Origin of the sequence: Amycolatopsis coloradensis, assembly GCF_037997115.1 — a bacterium.
GTDB lineage: Bacteria > Actinomycetota > Actinomycetes > Mycobacteriales > Pseudonocardiaceae > Amycolatopsis > Amycolatopsis coloradensis_A.
The window spans coordinates 7,078,744-7,100,159 of sequence record NZ_CP150484.1; the positions used below are offsets into that span (position 1 = coordinate 7,078,744).

At 69.6% G+C, this 21,416-nt stretch carries 18 protein-coding genes and 1 riboswitch; of the genes, 4 read left to right on the forward strand and 14 right to left on the reverse strand.

Annotated elements, in window-relative coordinates:
* Nucleotides 1-1,317, reverse strand: a complete 1,317-nt coding sequence (locus tag LCL61_RS32870; RefSeq protein WP_340683344.1) for a PLP-dependent aminotransferase family protein — start codon at nucleotides 1,315-1,317, stop codon at nucleotides 1-3.
* Nucleotides 1,318-1,446: 129 nt separating this feature from the next.
* Here LCL61_RS32870 and LCL61_RS32875 point away from each other — a divergent pair, with 129 nt between their 5' ends.
* Together LCL61_RS32875 and LCL61_RS32880 are read left to right on the forward strand one after the other, a co-directional pair.
* Nucleotides 1,447-2,274 carry an ABC transporter ATP-binding protein gene (locus LCL61_RS32875; protein ID WP_340683345.1) on the forward strand — a complete coding sequence of 276 codons (828 nt, stop codon included), beginning with the start codon at nucleotides 1,447-1,449 and terminating at the stop codon, nucleotides 2,272-2,274.
* 32 nt (nucleotides 2,275-2,306) lie between these two features.
* Nucleotides 2,307-2,963, forward strand: coding sequence for an O-methyltransferase (locus tag LCL61_RS32880; RefSeq protein ID WP_340683346.1), 657 nt, complete (start codon nucleotides 2,307-2,309; stop codon nucleotides 2,961-2,963).
* 223 nt (nucleotides 2,964-3,186) lie between these two features.
* Here LCL61_RS32880 and LCL61_RS32885 read toward each other — a convergent pair whose 3' ends face one another.
* Nucleotides 3,187-5,127 (reverse strand): transglycosylase domain-containing protein, encoded by a 1,941-nt coding sequence (locus LCL61_RS32885; protein WP_340683347.1) that lies wholly within the window; start codon nucleotides 5,125-5,127, stop codon nucleotides 3,187-3,189.
* A 100-nt stretch (nucleotides 5,128-5,227) separates the two neighbouring features.
* Here LCL61_RS32885 and LCL61_RS32890 point away from each other — a divergent pair, with 100 nt between their 5' ends.
* Nucleotides 5,228-5,557 (forward strand): metalloregulator ArsR/SmtB family transcription factor, encoded by a 330-nt coding sequence (locus tag LCL61_RS32890; RefSeq protein ID WP_340683348.1) that lies wholly within the window; start codon nucleotides 5,228-5,230, stop codon nucleotides 5,555-5,557.
* A 4-nt stretch (nucleotides 5,558-5,561) separates the two neighbouring features.
* Nucleotides 5,562-7,232, forward strand: a complete 1,671-nt coding sequence (locus tag LCL61_RS32895; RefSeq protein ID WP_340683349.1) for a SulP family inorganic anion transporter — start codon at nucleotides 5,562-5,564, stop codon at nucleotides 7,230-7,232.
* Here LCL61_RS32895 and LCL61_RS32900 read toward each other — a convergent pair.
* The 12 genes from LCL61_RS32900 to LCL61_RS32955 form a co-directional block, all read right to left on the reverse strand.
* A complete protein-coding gene (locus LCL61_RS32900; RefSeq protein WP_340683350.1) occupies nucleotides 7,206-7,928 on the reverse strand; it encodes a FadR/GntR family transcriptional regulator in 723 nt (240 codons plus the stop codon). The genes LCL61_RS32895 and LCL61_RS32900 overlap by 27 nt on opposite strands.
* A gap of 45 nt (nucleotides 7,929-7,973) precedes the next feature.
* Nucleotides 7,974-9,347 (reverse strand): L-serine ammonia-lyase, encoded by a 1,374-nt coding sequence (locus LCL61_RS32905; RefSeq protein ID WP_340683351.1) that lies wholly within the window; start codon nucleotides 9,345-9,347, stop codon nucleotides 7,974-7,976.
* A 16-nt stretch (nucleotides 9,348-9,363) separates the two neighbouring features.
* Nucleotides 9,364-10,365, reverse strand: coding sequence for a lipoyl synthase (lipA, locus tag LCL61_RS32910; protein ID WP_340683352.1), 1,002 nt, complete (start codon nucleotides 10,363-10,365; stop codon nucleotides 9,364-9,366).
* A complete protein-coding gene (gene glyA / locus LCL61_RS32915; protein WP_340683353.1) occupies nucleotides 10,362-11,630 on the reverse strand; it encodes a serine hydroxymethyltransferase in 1,269 nt (422 codons plus the stop codon). Before glyA ends, lipA begins: the two co-directional genes overlap by 4 nt.
* 1 nt (nucleotide 11,631) lies before the next feature.
* Nucleotides 11,632-12,009: a glycine cleavage system protein GcvH gene (gcvH, locus tag LCL61_RS32920; RefSeq protein WP_125673314.1), complete on the reverse strand. Its 378-nt coding sequence runs from the start codon at nucleotides 12,007-12,009 to the stop codon at nucleotides 11,632-11,634.
* Nucleotides 12,010-12,026: 17 nt separating this feature from the next.
* The gene (gcvT, locus tag LCL61_RS32925) at nucleotides 12,027-13,118 is read right to left on the reverse strand and encodes a glycine cleavage system aminomethyltransferase GcvT (protein ID WP_340683354.1); all 1,092 of its coding nucleotides are present in this window, start codon (nucleotides 13,116-13,118) and stop codon (nucleotides 12,027-12,029) included.
* Between the two features lie 8 nt (nucleotides 13,119-13,126).
* Entirely contained in the window at nucleotides 13,127-15,958 is a 2,832-nt protein-coding gene (gene gcvP / locus LCL61_RS32930; protein WP_340683355.1) for an aminomethyl-transferring glycine dehydrogenase, read from the reverse strand.
* A gap of 142 nt (nucleotides 15,959-16,100) precedes the next feature.
* A riboswitch (glycine riboswitch) is annotated at nucleotides 16,101-16,194 on the reverse strand.
* 146 nt (nucleotides 16,195-16,340) lie between these two features.
* Nucleotides 16,341-16,715 carry a hypothetical protein gene (locus LCL61_RS32935; protein ID WP_340683356.1) on the reverse strand — a complete coding sequence of 125 codons (375 nt, stop codon included), beginning with the start codon at nucleotides 16,713-16,715 and terminating at the stop codon, nucleotides 16,341-16,343.
* Between the two features lie 302 nt (nucleotides 16,716-17,017).
* Nucleotides 17,018-17,785 (reverse strand): 3-oxoacyl-ACP reductase, encoded by a 768-nt coding sequence (locus LCL61_RS32940; protein ID WP_340683357.1) that lies wholly within the window; start codon nucleotides 17,783-17,785, stop codon nucleotides 17,018-17,020.
* 43 nt (nucleotides 17,786-17,828) lie between these two features.
* Nucleotides 17,829-19,190, reverse strand: a complete 1,362-nt coding sequence (locus LCL61_RS32945) for an aldehyde dehydrogenase family protein (protein WP_340683358.1) — start codon at nucleotides 19,188-19,190, stop codon at nucleotides 17,829-17,831.
* Nucleotides 19,187-19,900 (reverse strand): gamma-glutamyl-gamma-aminobutyrate hydrolase family protein, encoded by a 714-nt coding sequence (locus tag LCL61_RS32950; RefSeq protein WP_340683359.1) that lies wholly within the window; start codon nucleotides 19,898-19,900, stop codon nucleotides 19,187-19,189. The genes LCL61_RS32945 and LCL61_RS32950 overlap by 4 nt, the downstream gene beginning before the upstream one ends.
* Nucleotides 19,881-21,245 (reverse strand): glutamine synthetase family protein, encoded by a 1,365-nt coding sequence (locus LCL61_RS32955; protein WP_340683360.1) that lies wholly within the window; start codon nucleotides 21,243-21,245, stop codon nucleotides 19,881-19,883. The genes LCL61_RS32950 and LCL61_RS32955 overlap by 20 nt, the downstream gene beginning before the upstream one ends.
* Nucleotides 21,246-21,416 lie beyond the last annotated feature (171 nt).

The following is a 21,416-nucleotide window of genomic DNA, read 5'->3' on the forward strand; positions in this document are numbered from 1 at the left end:
TCAGTCGACGCCGGCGTCCTCGGGGCGGCCGGAAGCTAGTCCGGCGAGAACGTCCAAAGCGGCCCCGAGCGTCTCGAGCGGCGGCGACGAGACGGCGAGGCGGACCGCGTTCGGCGCGTGGCCGGGGACGACGGCGAACGCGGCCGCCGGGGTGACCGCGATCCCGCGTCGCGCGGCCGCGGCGACGAAGGTTTCGGCGCGCCAATGTTCGGGGAGTTCCCACCAGCAGTGGTACGCCCGCGGATCGGCGCGCAGGGTGAACCCGGCCAGCCGCGCCGCCGTCACCCGCTGGCGTTCCGCGGCGTCGAGCCGTTTCGCCCGCTCGACGGTTTCCAGTGTCCCGCCGGTGATCCACCGGGTGGCGGCTTCGACGGCGAACCGGGGCGCGACCCAGCCACCCGAGCGCACGGACGCGGCCAGCCGTTCCTTCCATTCCGCCGGGACGGCGAGGAATCCGGTGGTCAGCCCCGGGGCGAGCCGTTTGGACATGCTGTCGGTGAACACCGTGCGTTCCGGCGCGTACGCCGCGAACGGGCGGACCTCGGGCCGGAGGAAGGTGTAGATGCCGTCCTCGATCACCGGAAGGTCCATCCGGCGCACCGTTTCCGCCAGCTCGACGCGCCGCGCTTCGTCCATTGTGGACCCGAGCGGGTTGTGCAGCGTCGGCTGGACGTACAGCGCGCGGACGGACGCGGCTTCGAGCGCCTCGGGAATGAGCCCCATGTCGTCGGTCTCGATGGGCACCAACTGGACGCCGAGCCGTCCGGCGAGCGCCTTGACCACGGGATAGGTGATGGCTTCGACGGCGAGGCGTTCCCCCATCGGCACGAAGGCGGCGATGGCGGCCGCGATGGCCTGGCGCCCGCTCCCGGCGAAGAGGATTTCCGGCGTCCAGCCGTCCTTCGCGAGCAAACCGGCGACGGCGTCACGCGCCTGCTTCGGGGCGGAGACGCTTCCCGGCCGCAGCGCCGCTGTCAGGACGTCTTCGCGCAGCAACGGCTCCAGCGCCTTCCCGACCAGCGCCGACTGTTCCGGGAGGACGGCGAAGTTGAGCTCGAGGTCGACCGTCGCGCCACCGGGTTCGGCGAGGGCGGTCTCCAGCGGCGGCCTTCCGGCGCGGACGAACGTGCCCCGGCCGACCTCGCCGACCACGACGCCTCTCCGGACGAGTTCGCCGTAGACCCTCGCGGCGGTCGAGTTCGCGATCCCGCGTTCGCGGGCGAACCGCCGCTGCGGGGGCAGCCGGTCGCCAGGGCGGAGCCTTCCCGCCTCGACGTCGGCGGAGATCTCGTCCGCGACTATCCGGTAGTCCTCCATGCCGTTCCTTCGATCGCTCCGAGACCGCTCGCGGGATTGCACTGGGGATGATGCCATCGACGAGCGTCGTGAGCCGACTGCGACCTACGGAACACCACAACGGCGGACTCCTAGGTTAGCCTAACCTGCGTGGAGACCGTGGAAACCCTCACCGCGCAGAGCACGACGTCCCGCTTGCACGCGGACGCGCTGACGCTCGCCTACGACGGCCGGACCGTGGCCGAAGACCTCGGGGTGGTCATCCCCGACCGGTCGTTCACCGTCATCGTCGGCCCGAACGCCTGCGGCAAGACGACCTTGCTGCGCGCGCTCGCGCGGATGCTCAAACCCCGCCAGGGTTCGGTGTTCCTCGACGGACAGGTGATCAGCTCCTTCCCCGCCAAGGAAGTCGCCCGGCGGCTCGGCCTGCTTCCGCAGAGCTCGATCGCGCCCGACGGCATCACCGTCGCGGACCTCGTCGCGCGGGGCCGGTACCCGCACCAGCGCCTGCTGCGCCAATGGTCCCGTGAGGACGCCACCGTGGTCGCGGAGTCCATGCGCGCCACCGGGGTCGACGACCTCGCCGAGCGGCTGGTCGACGAACTGTCGGGCGGCCAGCGGCAGCGCGTGTGGATGGCGATGGCGCTCGCGCAGGAGACCGATCTCCTGCTGCTCGACGAGCCGACGACCTATCTGGACATCGCACACCAGATGGACATCCTCGACCTGTGCGCGCAGCTGCACCAGGAACAGGGCCGGACACTGGTCGCGGTGCTGCACGACCTCAACCACGCCGCCCGCTACGCGACGCACATGATCGCGATGCGCGGCGGAGAGGTCTTGGCGACCGGCTCGCCCGAAGAGGTCGTGACCGCCGCCAACGTCGAGAAGATCTTCGAGCTTCCGTGCCGGGTCATGCCGTGCCCGGAAACCGGTACCCCGCTGGTGATCCCGAAAGCCGGACGCCGCGCCGCCTGATGGTCCCGGAGTAGGTTGGCCGCGGAGGTGCCATGTCACAGCAACTGTGGTCCGAAGTGGACGACTATCTGTCCGGGGTGCTCGTCCCGTCCGATCCCGCCCTCGAAGGCGCGCGGCAGGCGTCGGACGAGGCCGGGCTGCCGTCGATCGCCGTCGCGCCGAATCAGGGCAAACTGCTCAACCTGATGGCGAGGATGATCGGCGCCCGGTCCATCCTGGAGATCGGCACGCTTGGCGGGTACAGCACGATCTGGCTCGCCCGCGCCCTGCCACCGCAGGGCAGGCTCGTCACCCTCGAATCCGACCCGAAACACGCCGAGGTCGCGCGCGGAAACATCGCAGCGGCCGGGCTCGGCGGGCTGGTCGACGTCCGTGTCGGCAAGGCGCTGGACCTGCTGCCGTCGGTCGAGGGCCCGATCGACCTGGCGTTCATCGACGCCGACAAAGCCAACAACCCGGCCTACTTCGCGGCGTCGCTGAAGCTCGTCCGGCCCGGCGGCGTGATCGTGGTCGACAACGTCGTCCGCGGTGGCGCGGTGACCGACGCCGCCAGCGAAGACCCGAACATCCAAGGGATCAGGCGGCTGCACGAGATGATCGCAGCCGAACCTCGCGTCGACGCGACGGCGATCCAGACGGTCGGCAGCAAGGGCTACGACGGGCTCACCGTCGTGCTCGTGAAGCCCTGACGGAACCGCTCGGCCGGCGATTCGTGTTCTCTTCGGGTCTGCTGGTCTCGGGTGCGGCGGGCGGTCCGCTCGTGGCCCGGTCGGCGATCGTGTCGCGAAAGTGGCTTTCGCGGCACACGCCCAGCCCATGGGCTCGCCCAGGCTGCGTCGGAGGGGGGTGAAGGCCCCCTTCCCTACCTTCAGGGTAGGCAAGGAGGCCTTCACCACCACCTGGGCCGACGCCTCACCGCGGCGCCGTCGTGGCGGGCCGCGGGCCGGAGCCGTCCGGCCACCGCACCGGCAGTCCCTGATGGAAGCCGGTCATGAAGCGCTGCCACATGTCGGCCGGGATCGTCCGCCCCGTCAGTTTCTCCCCGGCGGCGTCCCGCATCCGGCGCGGCTCGTCGGAGCCGACCCAGACCGCGGTCGCGAGTTGGGGCGTGTACCCGACCGCCCAGCCGCCGGCGTTGTCGTCCGTCTCGTTGTACTGGAAATCGCCGGTCTTCAGCGCGGCCGAGCGGTCTTTCAGTCCGGTGGCCAGCACCTGGCTCATCGTGCCCGCGATCCGGCGGCTCAGCGCCTCGTCGTCCTTGAACGCGGGTGCCCTGTCCGACGGCCGTTCCCACACGATTTCGCCGTTCTCGTCCCGGATCTTCGACACCAGATGCGGGGTGGCGCGCAGGCCGTCGGCGGCGAAGGTCGCGTAGGCGCCGGCCATGTCGGTGGGGCGCAAGGGATACCGGCCGACCGCGATCCCGGGACCGATCAGGAACCCGTCCTTCTCCCGCAACGTCACCGCGCCGTCGACGGCCTCGGGGATCCCGGCCGCGCGGGCGCCTTCGCGGACCGTTTCCGCGCCGAGTTTCTTCGCCAGGTCGACGAACGGGCCTCGTGCGCCCCGCGCCATCGCCTCGCGCAGCGTGCACTTCCCGGCTTCGCCGCATTGGTCCTGGAACTCGAAGGTCTCGCCGAGGAAGTCGACCGCCGCGGGCGCCTTGAGGGGTTCGTCCACGCCGACGCCCCGTTCGAGGCCGGCGGCGAGGATGAACGGCTGGAAGGCGGAGCCGGTGCCGTACGGGGTGCCGGCGTAGTCGTGCACGCTCCAGCCACCGCCGTTGTAGGCGCGGATGGCGCCGGTCCCGGGTTCGACGGCGACCAGCGACGCCCGGAAGTGCTCGGGCTGTCCCCGCAACCGCTCCTTGACCGTCTTCTCGGCTTCGGCCTGCGCCCGCGGATCAATGGTCGTCTCGACCTTCATCGCGCCGCCGCGGAGCCGGTCGAGCGGGTAGCCGACCTGTTCCAGTTCCGCGAGAACCTGCTGCTTGATGTGGTATTGCTCGTAGGTCACGCGCCCGGCCCTGGTCTCCGACGGCGTCTGGATCGCGTCCTCCGGATAGGTCATGGCGACCGCTTCGGCCTGACTGACGTAGCCGCGCGAGACCAGCTTGTTCACCACGTAGGACCAGCGTTTCCTCGCGTGCTCGTGGCTGGAGGCGTACGGGTCGTGCACCGAGGGCGACTGGATCATGCCCGCGAGGAACGCCGCCTCGCTCCAGGTCATCGAGTCGTCGAGCTTGCGGCCGAAGTAGGCGTTCATCGCCGACGCCGGGCCGTAGGTGCCGCGGCCGAAGGAGATGATGTTGACGTAGCTCTCGAAGATCTCCTTCTTGGTCTGCTGCTGGGTGATCTTCGTGGCGAGCACCAGCTCGGAGAACTTGCGGGCGAGGGTGGCGTCCTCGTTGCCGGTGGATTTCTTGATGTACTGCTGGGTGATCCCCGAACCGCCGCCGACGCCGGTCACCAGCGCGCGGCCGAGTCCGGTGAGGTCGAAGCCCTCGTTGTCCCAGAAGGTCGGGTCCTCGGTCGCGACGATCGCGTCGCGCAGTTTCGCGGGGACGGCGTCGTACGGCACGAACAGCCGGTCGCCGCCGGGCGGGACCACCTTGAGCAGTTCGGAACCGTCGGCGTTCTGCAGGACGACGGTCTTGTCGAGGTCGGCGAGGACCTCTTGCGGGCTGCGGACGTCGAGCAGGACGTACGCGAGCCCGAACGCGACGACGGGGATGCCGACGAGCAGGCCGAGCGTCCAGGCGGCGATCCGTCGCCACCTGCGCTTCTTCCCCTTCGGCTCGGGAGTGGCCGTGGTCTCCGACTCGGGTGCGTCTGCCTCATCCGGGTTCTCCACGCCGGGTTAGACGCCCGAACGAGTGAAAAGGTTGTGGGAAAGTCACCGAATGGCATCCGGTTCACGACTTGAAGAATTCTTCATTTGATAATGTGGTCAGATGCCCGTCCCCCTGTACCAGGCCAAGGCGGAGTTCTTCCGCATGCTGGGCCACCCGGTCCGGATCCGTGTGCTGGAGCTGCTCGCCGAAGGCCCGAAGGCCGTCCGCGAACTGCTCACCGAGATCGAGGTCGAGGCCTCTAACCTGTCGCAGCAGCTGGCCGTCCTGCGCCGGTCGGGGATCGTCACCTCGACCCGCGAGGGCTCGACGGTCGTGTACGCGCTCGCCGGCGGCGACGTCGTCGAGCTCCTGCGCGCGGCCCGGCGCATCCTCACCGAGCTGCTGGCCGACCAGAACGCCTTGCTCGCCCAGCTGCGCGACGCGGAGTGACGCCGTGGCGCGTCTGAGGCTTTCGGAACTGCACTCGCTCCTGCCCGGACGTGAAGACCTGCGGACGCTCAAACGCGCTCCCCGGCGCGACCTCACGGCGGGCCTGACCGTCGCGATCGTCGCCCTGCCGCTGGCGCTGGGCTTCGGCATCTCATCCGGCCTCGGGGCCGAAGCCGGACTGGTCACCGCGATCGTCGCCGGCGCGCTGGCCGCGGTCTTCGGCGGTTCCAACCTCCAGGTGTCCGGGCCGACCGGCGCGATGACCGTGGTGCTGGTGCCGATCATGGCCACGCACGGAGCGGGTGGCGTACTGACGGTGGGCCTGCTCGCCGGGGTCTTGCTGCTCCTGCTCGCGGTCGCCCGCGCCGGCCGGTACATGCGCTACGTGCCGACGCCGGTGGTCGAAGGCTTCACGCTGGGCATCGCCGGGGTGATCGCGTTGCAGCAGGTCCCCGCCGCGCTCGGCGTCGCCACCCCGGAGGGGGAAAAGGTGTCCGTCGTCGCGGCGAAGGCGGTGGCCGATTTCGCCGGGCATCCGGCCTGGCAGTCGATCGCGATCGCGGCCGGGGTCGCCGCTCTGATGCTGCTCGGCGCCCGATGGCGCCCATCGATCCCGTTCTCACTGGTCGCGGTCGCGCTCGCGACCCTCGTGAGCCATTTCGCGCAGCTGCCGGTCGCCCGCATCGGCGCCCTGCCCAACGGCCTTCCCGCGCCCTCGCTGGACTTCCTGGACCTGTCCGCGTTGGGCGCGCTGGCGCCCTCCGCGGTCGCGGTCGCGGCGCTGGCCGCGCTCGAAAGCCTGCTGTCGGCCACGGTCGCGGACGCTATGAGCGTCAACGAACGCCACGACCCGGACCGGGAACTCTTCGGGCAAGGCCTCGCGAACCTCGTCACGCCGCTGTTCGGCGGCGTGCCCGCCACCGCGGCGATCGCGCGTACCGCGGTCAACGTCCGCGCCGGGGCGAAGTCCCGGCTGGCCTCGTTCACCCACGCGATGGCGCTGGCGGTGATCGTCTTCGCGGCGGCGCCGCTGGTCGCCACCATCCCGATCGCGGCGCTCGCCGGGGTGCTGCTGGCCACCGCCGTCCGCATGGTCGAGGCGGGCTCGGTCCGCGCGCTCCTGCGTTCCACCCGGCGTGACGCGCTGGTCCTCGTGCTCACCGCGGCCGCGACCCTGATCCTGGACCTGGTCACCGCGGTCATCCTCGGCCTCGTCGTGGCGGGCGCGCTGGCACTGCGGGCGATCGCGAAGGCGGCCAAGGTCGAGGAGGTCCCGCTCGACCACGCCGACCACGCGGCCGAGGAACGGGCGCTGCTGGACGAGCACATCGTCGCGTTCCGGCTCGACGGCCCGCTGGTCTTCGCCGCAGCCCACCAGTTCCTGCTGGAGTTGTCCGAGGTGGCCGAGGTGCGGGTGGTCATCCTCCGGCTGTCCCGGGTGTCGGCCATCGACGCCACCGGCGCCCTCGTCCTGAGGGACGCCATCGAACGTCTCGAACATCGCGGGATCACGGTCCTGGTGTCGGGGATCAAACCCGGGCACGAGAAGGTGTTCGACGAGCTTGGCGTCGCGGACCGGCTCCGCGCGGAGGGCCGGGTCTTCCCGGATACGCCCCACGCCATCGATTTCGCCCACGCACTGCTGACCTCAGGCGAGGAAAGCGCGAAGCAGTGAAGCGGTCCCTTCGACGTGTTCCGTCATCGCCCGGCGGGCCGCCTCGGCGTCCCCGGCGAGGATCGCGTCGACGATGGCCTCGTGCTGGGCGTTGGAGTGCTCCAGATTCGGTTCGAGCAGCGGGATCATGTCGAGCAGCTGGTTGACCCGCATCCGCGCGTCGGCCATCGCCGTGGTCAGCGAGCCGGACGCGGTGACCTCGGCGATCGCCAGGTGCAGCCGCGAATCCTTGCGCCGGTAGTCGCCGACGTCGGCCGCGGCGGCCTCGGCGAGCGTGCTGGTCAGGTGCTGCCGGTCGGCCGGGCTGAGCGAACGCGACGCCGCCATCTCGGCGGCGCCGGTCTCCAGGACGTGCCGCAGGCCGAGCGCGTCCTCCAGCGTGGCGTTGTCGACCTTCCGCCCGTCGGCGGCGGGCGGGTCGGGCAGGACGTCGTTGACGAACGTGCCGCCGTACCGCCCGCGCCGTGACTCGACGTAACCCGCGTCGGACAGCGCGCGGATGGCCTCGCGCAACGTCACCCGGCTGACCCCGAGCCGCTCGGCGAGCTCGCGTTCCGAAGGCAGCCGCTCCCCCGCGCCCACCACGCCCAGGCGGATCGCCTGGAGCAGCCTTTCGACGGTCTCCTCGAAGGCGTTGCCCGCGCGCACCGGGCGGAACAGCGCGTCACCCGCGTTCGCGACCGTGCTCGACTCCACCCTTCGAGTTTAGGCGGCCCGCAATTCGTCCTCCGGACGCGGGAGTCAGCACTCGATGACGTTCACGGCGAGGCCGCCGCGCGCGGTCTCCTTGTACTTCACGCTCATGTCGGCACCGGTCTCGCGCATGGTCTTGATCGCCTTGTCCAGCGTCACGACGTGCGAACCGTCGCCGCGCATCGCCATCCGCGCCGCGTGGATCGCCTTGGACGCGCCGACGGCGTTGCGTTCGATGCACGGGATCTGCACCAGGCCGCCGACCGGGTCGCAGGTCAGCCCCAGGTGGTGCTCGACGCCGATTTCGGCGGCGTTCTCCACCTGTGCGGGCGAGCCACCGAGCACCTCGGTGAGCCCGGCGGCGGCCATGGCGCTGGCCGAACCGACCTCACCCTGACAGCCGACCTCGGCGCCCGAGATCGACCCCGTCTGCTTCAGGATCGAGCCGATCGCGCCCGCGGTGAGCATGAACGTCACGATGCCGTCGTCCGACGCGCCCCGGATGAACCGCTGGTAGTAGTGCAGGACCGCCGGGATGATCCCCGCCGCGCCGTTGGTCGGCGCGGTGACGACGCGGCCACCCGCGGCGTTCTCCTCGTTGACCGCCAGCGCGTACAGGCTCACCCAGTCCATCGCGTACAGCGGGTCGCCGACGCCGTCCTCGGCGAGCAGCTTCTCGTGCAACGCCTTCGCGCGGCGCGGCACCTTCAGCCCGCCCGGCAGGACACCTTCGTGCTCGCAGCCATTGCGCACGCACTCCACCATGACCTGCCAGATCTCCAGCAGGCCCTCGCGGACCTCCTCACGCGTGCGCCACGAAAGCTCGTTGCGCAGCATGATCTCGCTGATCGGCAGCCCGGTGTCCTCGCAGTGCTTCAGCAGATCCGCGCCGGTGCGGAACGGGAACTCCAGTTTCGTCGAGTCCTCGACGACGACAGTGTCGGTCTCGTAGGACTCATCGCGCACGAACCCGCCGCCGACGGAGTAGTAGGTGCGCTCGCGCAGCACCTTCCCGTCGGCGCCGAACGCGCGGAAGATCATCCCGTTCGGATGCGCGGGCAGCGACTTCCGCCGGTGCATGGTCAGGTCGGTGTCCTCGGTGAACACGATCTCGTGCTCGCCGCGCAGCTTCAGCAGGCAGGATTCGCGGATCTCCGCGATCTTGCCGGGCACCGTGCCGGTGTCGATCTCCTCCGGACGCTCCCCCGACAGCCCGAGCAGCACGGCCTTGTCGCTGCCGTGCCCGAACCCGGTCGCGCCGAGCGAGCCGAAAAGCTCGCTCTGGACGCGGGCCGTGGCGGCGAGGTCACCGTCGGCCGCCAGACCGTCCACAAAGGTCAGTGCGGCGCGCATCGGGCCCACCGTGTGGGAGCTGGAGGGGCCGATGCCGATCGAAAACAGGTCGAAGACGCTGATCGCCATTGATCTGCCCTCCTTCCTATCTGGCCAGCAAGGAGCTGGCTTCTTGGGCCGCGGGCCCTTCGGCGGCGAGATGGGCCAAGTTCTCCGACAGCTCTTCGCCGCGGTGGGCCTTCGTCTGGGCGAACAGCCGCCCGGCCCGATACGACGAGCGTACGAGCGGCCCGGCCATCACACCAGCGAAACCCATCGCTTCGGCGGCGTTCGAATGCTCGACGAACTCCTCCGGCTTGACCCACCGGTCCACCGGGTGGTGCCGGGGCGAGGGACGCAGGTACTGGGTGATCGTCAGGATCTCGCAGCCCGCGTCGACCAGGTCCTTCATCGCCGGAGCCACCTCCTCCGGCGTCTCCCCCATACCCAGGATCAGGTTCGACTTCGTCACCAGACCCGCCTCACGGGCCTTCGTGATGACCTCCAGCGACCGCGCGTAGCGGAAACCCGGCCGGATCCGCTTGAAGATCCGCGGCACCGTCTCCACGTTGTGCGCCAGCACCTCAGGCCGCGATCCGAACACTTCGGCCAGCTGGTCCGGGTCGGCGTTGAAATCCGGGATCAGCAGCTCGACACCAGTACCCGGATTCAGCGCGTGGATCTGGCGCACGGTTTCGGCATACAGCCACGCGCCGCCGTCTTCCAGGTCGTCACGCGCGACACCGGTCACCGTCGAGTAGCGCAAACCCATGGCTTGCACCGACTCCGCCACCTTGCGCGGCTCGGTGCGATCCAGCGCCGCCGGCTTGCCCGTGTCGATCTGGCAGAAGTCACAGCGCCGCGTGCACTGGTCCCCGCCGATCAGGAACGTGGCCTCACGGTCTTCCCAGCATTCGTAGATGTTGGGGCACCCGGCCTCCTCACACACGGTGTGGAGGCCTTCACGCTTGACCAGCCCCTTGAGCTCCGTGAACTCCGGGCCCATGCGGGCCCGGGTCTTGATCCACGGCGGCTTCTTCTCGATCGGGGTCTGCGCGTTGCGGACTTCGAGCCGGAGAAGTTTGCGCCCCTCGGGGAGCGCGCTCATCGGTTGAGGTCCGCGTACAGCGGGTGCTTCTTCGCCAGCAGCTCGACACGGGCGGACAGCGACTGGCGCAGGGCCTCGTCGAAGTCCGGGCGCAGCGCCTCGGCGATGATGTCGGCCACCTCGGCGAAGTCCTCGGCCCCGAAGCCGCGGGTCGCGAGCGCCGGGGTGCCGATCCGCAGGCCGGAGGTGACCATCGGCGGACGCGGGTCGAACGGGACGGCGTTGCGGTTGACCGTGATGCCGACCGAGTGCAGCCGGTCCTCGGCCTGCTGACCATCCAAAGTGGAGTTGACCAGATCGACGAGCACCAGGTGCACGTCGGTGCCACCGGTCAGCACGCGGACTCCGGCCTCGGTGCAGTCCGTGCGCGAAAGGCGGTCGGCCAGGATCTTCGCGCCTTCGAGCACGCGCTGCTGGCGCTCGCGGAACTCCTCGCTCGCGGCGATCTTCAGCGCGACGGCCTTGGCCGCGATGACGTGCTCCAGCGGACCGCCCTGCTGGCCGGGGAACACCGCCGAGTTGATCTTCTTGGCGAGTTCCTGGCGGGACAGGATGATGCCGCCGCGCGGGCCGCCGAGGGTCTTGTGCGTGGTCGTGGTGACGATGTCCGCGTACGGCACCGGGCTCGGGTGCAGGCCCGCGGCGACGAGACCGGCGAAGTGCGCCATGTCGACCATGACCTTCGCGCCGACCTCGTCGGCGATGCGGCGGAACTCGGCGAAGTCGAGCTGGCGCGGGTACGCCGACCAGCCGGCGATGATCAGCTTCGGCTTGTGCTCCTTGGCGAGGCGCTCGATCTCCTCGACGTCGACGATCCCGGTCTCCTTGTCGACGTGGTAGGCGACGACGTTGTAGAGCTTGCCGGAGAAGTTGATCTTCATCCCGTGGGTCAGGTGCCCGCCGTGCGCGAGGTCGAGACCGAGGATGGTGTCGCCGGGGTTGAGCACCGCGACCATGGCGGCGGCGTTGGCCTGCGCGCCCGAATGCGGCTGGACGTTGGCGTGCTCGGCGCCGAACAGGGCCTTCGCGCGGTCGATCGCCAGCTGCTCGATGACGTCGACGTGCTCACAACCGCCGTAGTAGCGGCGGCCGGGGTAACCCTCGGCGTACTTGTTGGTCAGCACCGAACCCTGTGCCTCGAGCACGCCCACCGGGGCGAAGTTCTCCGAGGCGATCATCTCCAGGGTCGACTGCTGCCGGTCGAGTTCGGCCGCGACGGCGGTGGCGACCTCGGGGTCCACTTCGGACAGGGCAGCGTTGAACATGTCAGTTCTCCTGGGTCAGGACGGCGTACGCCTGGGCGTCGAGCAGGGCGGGCACGTCGCCGGACAGACGCACCTTCAGGAGCCATCCTTCGGCGTACGGGTCCGAGTTGATGAGCTCGGGGGTGTCCGTTGTGGCCTCGTTCACCTCGACGACCTCACCGTCCACGGGTGCGTACAGCTCGCTGACCGATTTGGTCGACTCGACCTCGCCGAACACCTCGCCCGCGGTGACGGTGTCGCCGACCGAGGGAAGCTGGACGAACACGATGTCACCGAGCGACTCGGCGGCGAAGGCGGTGATGCCCACGGTGGCGACGCCGTCGGCGACGCTCAGCCACTCGTGTTCCTTCGTGTACTTCAGGTCCTGGGGGATGCTCATGGTGATTCGGGGGCCTTTCAGGCGCGGGAGTAGAAGGGCAGGGCGACGACCTCGACGGGCTCGATACGGCCCCGGATGTCGACGGAAAGCTCGGTGCCGGGCTCGGAGTGCTCCCGGTCCACATAGGCCATGGCGATCGGGTAACCCAGCGTCGGGGAGAGGGCGCCGCTGGTGACCTCGCCGATCTCGGTGTCGCCCGCCAGGACGGTGTAGCCGTGGCGCGGGGCGCGGCGGCCGGAGCCCTTGAGCCCGACGCGGACCCTGGGAACGTCCTTCTTGGACAGTTCTTCGAGGGCGGCCTTGCCCACGAAGTCGCCCGGCTTCTCGAACTTGACCACGCGCCCGAGGCCGGCTTCGAATGGGCTCAGCTGGAGGCTGAGTTCGTTGCCGTACAACGGCATACCCGCTTCCAGGCGCAGGGTGTCGCGGCAGGCGAGACCGGCCGGGAGCAGGCCGTGCGGCTCGCCCGCGTCGGTCAGGATGCGCCAGACGACGGGAGCCTCACCGGCCGGGACGTACAGCTCGAAGCCGTCCTCACCGGTGTACCCGGTGCGGGCGAGCAGGACGTCGTGACCCTTCACGACGGCCGGGACGCTCGCGTAGTACTTGAGCGCGCCCAGGTCGGCGTCGGTGACGGCGCCGAGGATCTCGACGGCCTTCGGGCCCTGGACGGCGATCAGCGCGACGTCCTCGGACTTGTTCTCGACGACCGCGTCGAAACCCGAGACCCGCTCGGCCAGCGCCTCCGCGACCACGCCGGCGTTGCCCGCGTTGGCCACGACCAGGAACTTCTCGTCGGCGAGCCGGTAGACGACCAGGTCGTCCAGCACGCCGCCGTTCTCGTCGCAGATCATCGTGTAGCGCGCCCGGCCCGGCTTGACCCCGGACAGGTTGCCGACCAGCGCGTAGTCGAGCGTCTCGGCCGCCTGCGGACCGGTCACCTCGATCTCGGCCATGTGGGAGAGGTCGAACAGGCCCGCGGCCTCGCGGACCGCCTTGTGCTCCGCCAGTTCGCTGGAATAGCGGATCGGCATCGACCAGCCCGCGAAATCGGTGAACAGCGCACCCAGTCCTTTGTGGACTCCGTGCAGGGACGTCTCTTTCGACATCAAGTGCCTCAGTTCTCGTAGGCGTTGAGCGGCGGGCAGGAGCAGACGAGGTTACGGTCCCCGCGCGCACCGTCGATGCGGCGCACCGGGGGCCAGTACTTGGACTTGCGGTTCACCCCGGCGGGGTACACCGCCAGTTCGCGGTCGTACGGCAGGTCCCAGTCGCCGACGAGGGTCTCCGCCGTGTGCGGGGCGTTGCGCAGCGGGCTGTTGTCCGCGGCCCACTTGCCCTGCGCGACGGCGTCGATCTCCGCGCGGATGGCGATCATCGCCGCGATGAAGCGGTCGATCTCGCCGAGGTCCTCGGATTCGGTCGGCTCGACCATCAGCGTGCCCGCGACCGGGAACGACATGGTCGGGGCGTGGAAACCGTAGTCGATCAGGCGCTTCGCGACGTCGTCGACGGTGACGCCGGTCTCCTTGGTGAGCCCGCGCAGGTCGAGGATGCACTCGTGCGCGACCAGGCCGTCCTGGCCGGTGTAGAGCACCGGGTAGTGCTGGTTGAGGCGCTTGGCCACGTAGTTCGCCGCGAGGACCGCGACCTGCGTCGCGGCGGTGAGCCCGCCCGCGCCCATCATGCGGACGTACGCCCACGAGATCGGCAGGATCGACGCCGAGCCGTACGGTGCGGCGCTGATCGGGCCGACACCGGTTTCCGGACCGGCCTTCTCCAGCATCGGGTGGTTGGGCAGGTACGGCGCGAGGTGCGCGCGGACCGCGACCGGGCCGACGCCGGGGCCGCCGCCTCCGTGCGGGATGCAGAAGGTCTTGTGCAGGTTCAGGTGCGAGACGTCGCCGCCGAACTCTCCCGGCTTGGCCAGCCCGAGCAGCGCGTTGAGGTTCGCGCCGTCGACGTAGACCTGGCCGCCCGCGTCGTGGACGATCTTGGCCAGCTCGTCGATGCCGTTCTCGTACACGCCGTGCGTGGACGGGTACGTGACCATGATCGCGGACAGGGTGTCGCGGTTGGCCTCGACCTTGGCCCGCAGGTCTTCGAGGTCGACGTTGCCCTCGTCGGTGCACTTGACCACGACGACGCGCATCCCGGCCATCACCGCGGAGGCGGCGTTCGTGCCGTGCGCGGACGACGGGATCAGGCAGACCTCGCGCTCGGTCTGACCGTTGGCGTGGTGGTACGCGCGGATCGCGAGCAGACCGGCGAGCTCGCCCTGGCTGCCCGCGTTCGGCTGCAGGGACACCTTGTCGTAGCCGGTGACCTCGGCCAGCCAGCCGGACAGCTGCTCGACCAGCACGTGGTAGCCCTCGGCCTGGTCCGCGGGGGCGAAGGGGTGGATCCCCGCGAACTCGCGCCAGCTGATCGGCTCCATCTCGGTGGTGGCGTTGAGCTTCATCGTGCAGGAGCCGAGCGGGATCATGCCGCGGTCGAGCGCGTAGTCGAGGTCGGACAGGCTGCGCAGGTACCGCAGCATCGCGGTCTCGGAGCGGTGGGAGTGGAAGACCTCGTGGGTGAGGTACTCGCTCTCGCGGCCGAGGCCGGCGGGCAGCGCGCTGGCGTCGGCGGCGGGGGTGTCGACACCGAAGGCGTTGAGCACCTTGGCGATGATCGCGGGCGTGGTGACCTCGTCGGCCGCGACGCGGACGTGGTCGGCGTCGACCGGGCCGAGGTTGATCCCGTTCTCGCGCGCGACCGCGACGACCGCTTCGGCCTGTCCGGGCATGCGGGCGAGGACGGTGTCGAAGAAGCCCTCGTGGACGACCTCGACGCCTGCCGCGCGGAGGGCGTCCGCCAGGCCCGCGGCGAGGCCGTGGACGCGGGTCGCGATGCGCTTGAGGCCGTCGGGACCGTGGTAGACCGCGTACATCGCGGCGAGCACGGCGGGCAGCACCTGCGCGGTGCAGATGTTGGAGGTCGCCTTCTCGCGGCGGATGTGCTGCTCACGGGTCTGCAGGGCGAGGCGGTACGCGGGGTTGCCGTCGGCGTCGACCGAGACCCCGACCAGGCGGCCCGGCAGCGAACGCTCGAGCCCGGCGCGGACCGCCATGTATCCGGCGTGCGGACCGCCGTACCCGAGCGGGACGCCGAAGCGCTGAGTCGAACCGGCGGCGATGTCGGCGCCGAACTCACCCGGCGCGGTGATCAGCGTGAGGGCGAGCAGGTCGGCGGCGACGGTGTACAGCGCGCCGGCGGCCTTCGCGGTCTCGGAGATGGCGGAGTAGAAGCCCGCGCCGCGCAGCACGCCGGAAGCGCCCGGGTACTGGACGACGACGCCGAAGAACTCCTCCGGCAGGCCGGTGAGCAGGTCACGGACCTCGACCTCGACGCCCATGGCCTCGGCGCGGGTGCGGACGACCGCGATGGTCTGCGGCAGGCACTCGGCGTCGAGGACGACCTTGTTCGACTTCGCCTTCGACGCGCGGCGCATCAGCATGACGGCCTCGGCGACGGCGGTGGACTCGTCGAGCAGGGAGGCGTTCGCGGTGGCGAGACCGGCCAGCTCCGAGACCATGGTCTGGAAATTGAGGAGGGCTTCGAGACGGCCCTGCGAGATCTCCGGCTGATACGGCGTGTACGCCGTGTACCAGGCCGGGTTCTCCAGCACGTTGCGGCGGATGACCGCAGGGGTGACCGTGTCGTGGAAGCCGAGACCGATCATCTGCGTCATCGGCTTGTTGAGCGCGGCGAGCGCGCGAAGCTCGGCGATGGCGTCCTCTTCGGACGCGGCGGGGGGAAGTTCGAGGTCGCGGGTGACCCGGATCGCGGACGGCACGGCGGCCTGCACCAGGGCATCGAGACTGCCGTAGCCGACCTCGGCGAGCATCTTGGCCTGCTCGGACTCCGAGGGGCCGATGTGCCGGTCGTCGAAGGACGTACTGGTCAAGGGAGCTCCTTGGGTCAGGCGCCGGATAGACCGGTGCGCTGGGAACTCCCCCTCTGTCATGGCACCTGAGAGTTTCACCACCGTTGACGGTGGCTTTCACCTTGGGTGAGACGCACTTGCGCGCCTGCTTTCCAGAGTGGCCTCGCGTGAAGCGGTAGTGAGTACCTGAGAGATTCCGGGGAGTTTGCTCCTTCGGTGCCCCACCACGTTCGTGGGGGCTCTCCCGCTCCAGCTCGACGGCCCTGTCTGAAGTTGTGCGCACACCGTACCTGGCGTGTTCAGCGCGCGTCTACTTCCAGCCGAGCACGTCACTTGCGTGCTTGGAGACGGAACTCGTGAGTTACGCCTCCAAGCACGCGAGTGACGGCTCCAAGCACGGGAGTTACGCGTTCTCCATCATCATTTCGGCGGTGATCGTGCCGCAGAGCTCGGCGCACCGCGTCATCATGTCGGCCGCGTCGGCGAGCTCGGCGTCACCGGTCTTGGCGCACTCCTGGGCGCACATGCGCATCATCTGGGAGGCGAGGCCGCACATCTTCGCGCACATGCGCATCATCTCGAGGTCGGCGACCATGGCGGAGCAGCGCATCATCATGTCGGCGCACATGCGGGACATGTCCGCGCAGGTCACCATCATCATGCCGAGCTTCGCGCCGCCCATCTCCATGCAGCGCGTCATCATCTCCTCGCACCTGACGTGACACTCGTTGCACAGGTCGATGCAGTCACGCATGGCGGTGCTCATCTGCCGGGTCATACTCGGGGCCTCCTGGGTGGTCCTGGATGCTGACTCGCGCTCTCAGGACTACAGCGCAGGTCAGCGACCCGCCATCCCAGCCACCGGGACGAGTGACGGGGGTGCGGGGCGAAAGGGCCCTTCACCGCGTGGCACGTGAGGAAAGGGCCCTTCACCGCACGAGACGCAGGGAAAGCGTCCTTCAGCTCCCGGACAGAGCGCGACGGCCGACCCGAGTACCTGAAGACCCCCTTCCTGTACCCAGGCGCAAGGAAGGAAGCCATCATGTATTTCACCGCATTCAGAGGACTAAATGCAGGGCGTCAGAGCGGGGTGACGTAGGCGCCCGAGATGCCGCCGTCCACCAGGAACTGCGAAGCCGTGATGAACGAGGCGTCGTCGCTCGCCAGGAACGCGACCGCGGCCGCGATCTCCTCCGGCTCGGCGAACCGCCCGACCGGCACGTGCACCAGCCGCCGCGCGGCCCGCTCGGGGTCCTTCGCGAACAGTTCCTTCAGCAGCGGCGTGTTCACCGGACCCGGGCACAGCGCGTTGACCCGGATGTTCTCCCGGGCGAACTGCACGCCCAGCTCCCGGCTCATCGCCAGTACCCCGCCCTTGGACGCGGTGTAGGAGATCTGCGACGTCGCCGCGCCCATCACCGCGACGAACGACGCCGTGTTGACGATCGAGCCCTTGCCCTGCCGCCGCATATGCGGCAGCACGGCTTTGCAGCACAGGTAGACCGAGGTCAGGTTGACCTTCTGCACCTTCTCCCACGCGTCGATGCCCGTGGTGAGGATCGAGTCGTCCTCGGGCGGGGAGATGCCCGCGTTGTTGAACGCGACGTCGACCGAGCCGAAAGTGTCCACAGTGGTCTGGAACAGGGCCTCGACCTGCTCGGCGTCGGTGACGTCGGCCTGCACGAACAGACCGCCGACCTCGTCGGCCGCGGCTTTGCCCGCCTCGGCGGAGATGTCGCCGATGACGACCTTCGCGCCCTCGCTCGCCAACCGCCGCGCGGTGGCGAGACCGATGCCGCTGCTGCCGCCGGTGATGACCGCGACACGGCCCTCGAAACGCTGAACCATTTATTCCTCCGTGCTGATGGTCTTGATACGAAAAGGGACCGGCTCACTCTGTGTTGATGAAAAGGTTCTTGGTCTCGGTGAAGGCGTCGACGGCGTCGGGGCCCAGTTCGCGGCCCAGCCCGGACTGCTTGAACCCGCCGAACGGCGTCCAGTACCGGACGGACGAATGCGAGTTGACCGACAGGTTCCCGGCCTCGACGCCGCGCGCGACGCGGAAGGCCCGGCCGACGTCGCGGGTCCAGATCGAGCCGGACAGCCCGTATTCGGTGTGGTTGGCCATGGTCACCGCGTCCGTCTCGTCGGCGAACGGGACCACGGCGACGACCGGGCCGAAGATCTCGTCCGACGCCAGCGGATGCCGCAGGTCCGGCGGGGTGACGACGGTCGGCGCGAACCAGTATCCGGGTCCGACGGGCGCGTTGCCCCGGAAGGCGACCGGCGCCGCGTCGTCCACATAGGACGACACCTTCGCGTGGTGCCCCGCCGAGATCAGCGGGCCCATCTCGGTCACTTCCAGCCGCGGATCCCCCACGACGACGCCGTTCACCGCGGGTTCCAGCAGCTCCATGAACTTCTCGTACACGCTCGACTGCACCAGGATCAGCGACCGCGCGCAGCAGTCCTGCCCGGCGTTGTCGAAGACGCCGTACGGCGCGGTGGCCGCGGCCTTCTCCAGGTCGGCGTCGGCGAAGACGATGTTCGCGTTCTTGCCGCCCAGTTCCAGCGTCACCCGCTTCACCCGCGCGGCACAGCCCGCCATGATCTGCTTGCCGACCTCGGTCGAGCCGGTGAACACCACCTTCCGCACCGCCGGGTGGTCCACGAACCGCTGCCCCACCACCGATCCCTTGCCGGGAAGCACCTGGAAGACGTCTTCGGGGATCCCCGACTCACGGGCGAGTTCGCCGAGGCGGATCGCGGTCAGCGGGGTGAGCTCGGCGGGCTTCAGCACGACGGTGTTCCCGGCGGCGAGCGCGGGTGCGAACCCCCAGCCCGCGATGGGCATCGGGAAGTTCCACGGCACGATGACCCCGACGACGCCGAGCGGCTCGTGGAACGTCATGTTCACCCCGCCGGGTACCGGGATCTGCTTGCCGCTCAACCGTTCGGGCGAAGCCGAGTAGTACGTCAGCACATCGCGGACGTTGCCCGCTTCCCAGCGCGCGTTGCCGATCGTGTGGCCCGCGTTGGCGACCTCCAGCGCGGCGAGGTTCTCGATGTCGGCGTCGACGGCGTCGGCGAACCGGCGCAGCAGCCGCGCCCGGTCGCCGGGGTCCACGGCGCGCCAGGCGGGGAACGCCGCGTGCGCGCGGGCGATCGCCGCGTCGGTCTCCTCCGCCGAGGTCGGCTCGACCGAGCTCACCACCTCTTCGGTGGCTGGGTTGATCACCTCGAACGTGGTCATGCGTGCTCCTTCGCAGCTTTCACCAGCGCCTCGAAAAGCCTGATGTCGTCGGGGTTCTGTTCGGGATGCCATTGGACGCCGAGGACGAACTCGCCGCCGGGCAGCTCGGCCGCCTCGATGGTCCCGTCGGCGGCCCAGCCGACCGGGACCAGCCCGTCGCCGAGCTTGTCGATCGCCTGATGGTGGTAACACGGCACCTTGGTCTCGGCGCCGAGGATCGAGGCGACGCGGCTGCCCTCGGCGAGGCTCACCGTAGTGGTGCCGAAGGTCCCCGGCGCGGGCTGGTGATCCGCACTGTCCAAAGTGTCCGGTAGATGCTGCGCGAGCGTGCCGCCCAGCGCGACGCTGAGCACCTGCAGCCCGCGGCACACACCCAGCACCGGTTTTCCCGCGTCCAAAGCGGACCGCAGCAGGCCGAACTCGAAGGTGTCCCGGTTCGGCCTCGTGTACGTCGTCGCGTGCTGCTCCTGGCCGTAGCGCGCCGGGTCGACGTCGGCGCCGCCGGCCAGCACGAGTCCGTCCACGGCGGAGATCAGCCGATCGTGTGCCCCGCTCACCGGCGGCAGCAGGACCGGGACGCCGCCCGCCGCGGCGATCCCGTCGATGTAGACCCGGTGCAGCAGGGCGGCTTCGGTCTCCCAGACGAGGAACTTCGCGGGCTCCAGATAGGAAGTGAGCCCGATCAGGGGCTCAGAGGCGTTCGAAGCCACGGATCCTCTCCCAGTCGGTGACGGCGGCGTCATACGCGGTCAGTTCGACCTTCGCCGCGTTCAGGTAGTGGTCGACGACCTCGTCCCCGAACGCGGTCCTGGCAAGCTCGCTCTTGTCCAGCAGCGCCGCGGATTCCCGCAGGGTCGTCGGCACGGTCGGCTTGCCGGAACCGTAGGCGTTGCCGTGAAACTCCGGCTCCAGCTCCAGTCCGTTCTCGATGCCGTGCAAACCTGCCGCGATCAGCGCGGCCACCGCGAGGTACGGGTTCACGTCGCCGCCGGGGACCCGGTTCTCGGTGCGCAGCGAGTCGCCGTGCCCGACGACGCGGAGCGCGCACGTGCGGTTGTCGGTGCCCCACGCGACGGCCGTCGGCGCGAAACTGCCGGGGACGAACCGCTTGTAGGAGTTGATGTTCGGGGCGAAGAAGCAGGTCAGCTCACGCAGCCCGGCGAGCTGGCCGGCGAGGAAGTGCTCCATCAGCGGCGAGAACCCGCCGGGACCGTCACCCGCCAGGACGGGCTCGCCCTCGGCGGAGCGCAGGCTGATGTGGATGTGGCACGAGTTGCCCTCGCGTTCGTTGTACTTCGCCATGAACGTGAGACTCTTCCCCTCCTGCGCGGCGATCTCCTTGGCGCCGGTCTTGTAGACGCTGTGGTTGTCGCAGGTGGTCAGCGCGTCGGCGTAACGGAACGCGATCTCGTGCTGGCCGGGGTTGCACTCGCCCTTGGCGGACTCGACGTACAGGCCCGCTCCGCCCATGTCGTTGCGGATACGACGCAGCAGCGGCTCGATCCGCGCGGTGCCGAGCATCGAATAGTCGACGTTGTACTGATTGGCCGGCCGCAGGTCCTGGTACCGCTTGTCCCAGGCCGATTCGTAGGTGTCGTCGAAGACGATGAACTCCAGTTCGGTCCCGGCGTACGCGGCGAGACCTCGTGCGGCGAGCCGGTCGAGCTGACCGCGCAGGATCTGGCGCGGCGAAGGGGCCACGGCGCCCCCTTCCACGCGTTCGAGGTCGGCGATGACGAGCGCGGTGCCCTCCTGCCACGGAAGCAGGCGCAGCGTGCCGAAGTCCGGGCGCATGACGAAGTCGCCGTAGCCGGTCTCCCAGGACGACATCGCGTAGCCGTCGACGGTGTTCATGTCCACGTCGACCGCGAGCAGGTAGTTGCACGCTTCGGTGGCGTGCTCGACGACCTCGTTGAGGAAGTACTCGGCGGCGCAGCGTTTGCCCTGCAGCCTGCCCTGCATGTCGGTGATCGCCACCAGCACCGTGTCGACGGTGCCGTCCTCGACCAGTTCCCGGAGCCGATCCAGCGTGAGCATGCCGCGCCTGTTCGCCATCAGCCTCACCTAAAGGTTCGAAGCGGTACCTTTGCGGCTTCTTCCTACCGGGTCGGCCCGACACGGTCAACTAGATCAATGGTCTAACTCGTTACCCATTGCTCACCGTAGTTGATCCCTGGGCGGATTGTCTGCGATGCCCGGCTGAGAAGATGCTGTGAATCCCGCCGC

Excerpts from the sequence above, each read along its gene's own strand:
- LCL61_RS32870 (WP_340683344.1), bottom strand. The coding sequence starts at position 1,317 with ATGGAGGACTACCGGATAGTCGCGGACGAGATCTCCGCCGACGTCGAG.
- LCL61_RS32880 (WP_340683346.1), top strand. The coding sequence starts at position 2,307 with ATGTCACAGCAACTGTGGTCCGAAGTGGACGACTATCTGTCCGGGGTG.
- LCL61_RS32890 (WP_340683348.1), top strand. The coding sequence starts at position 5,228 with ATGCCCGTCCCCCTGTACCAGGCCAAGGCGGAGTTCTTCCGCATGCTG.
- LCL61_RS32905 (WP_340683351.1), bottom strand. The coding sequence starts at position 9,347 with ATGGCGATCAGCGTCTTCGACCTGTTTTCGATCGGCATCGGCCCCTCC.
- lipA (WP_340683352.1), bottom strand. The coding sequence starts at position 10,365 with ATGAGCGCGCTCCCCGAGGGGCGCAAACTTCTCCGGCTCGAAGTCCGC.
- glyA (WP_340683353.1), bottom strand. The coding sequence starts at position 11,630 with ATGTTCAACGCTGCCCTGTCCGAAGTGGACCCCGAGGTCGCCACCGCC.
- gcvH (WP_125673314.1), bottom strand. The coding sequence starts at position 12,009 with ATGAGCATCCCCCAGGACCTGAAGTACACGAAGGAACACGAGTGGCTG.
- gcvT (WP_340683354.1), bottom strand. The coding sequence starts at position 13,118 with ATGTCGAAAGAGACGTCCCTGCACGGAGTCCACAAAGGACTGGGTGCG.
- LCL61_RS32935 (WP_340683356.1), bottom strand. The coding sequence starts at position 16,715 with ATGACCCGGCAGATGAGCACCGCCATGCGTGACTGCATCGACCTGTGC.
- LCL61_RS32940 (WP_340683357.1), bottom strand. The coding sequence starts at position 17,785 with ATGGTTCAGCGTTTCGAGGGCCGTGTCGCGGTCATCACCGGCGGCAGC.
- LCL61_RS32945 (WP_340683358.1), bottom strand. The coding sequence starts at position 19,190 with ATGACCACGTTCGAGGTGATCAACCCAGCCACCGAAGAGGTGGTGAGC.
- LCL61_RS32955 (WP_340683360.1), bottom strand. The coding sequence starts at position 21,245 with ATGGCGAACAGGCGCGGCATGCTCACGCTGGATCGGCTCCGGGAACTG.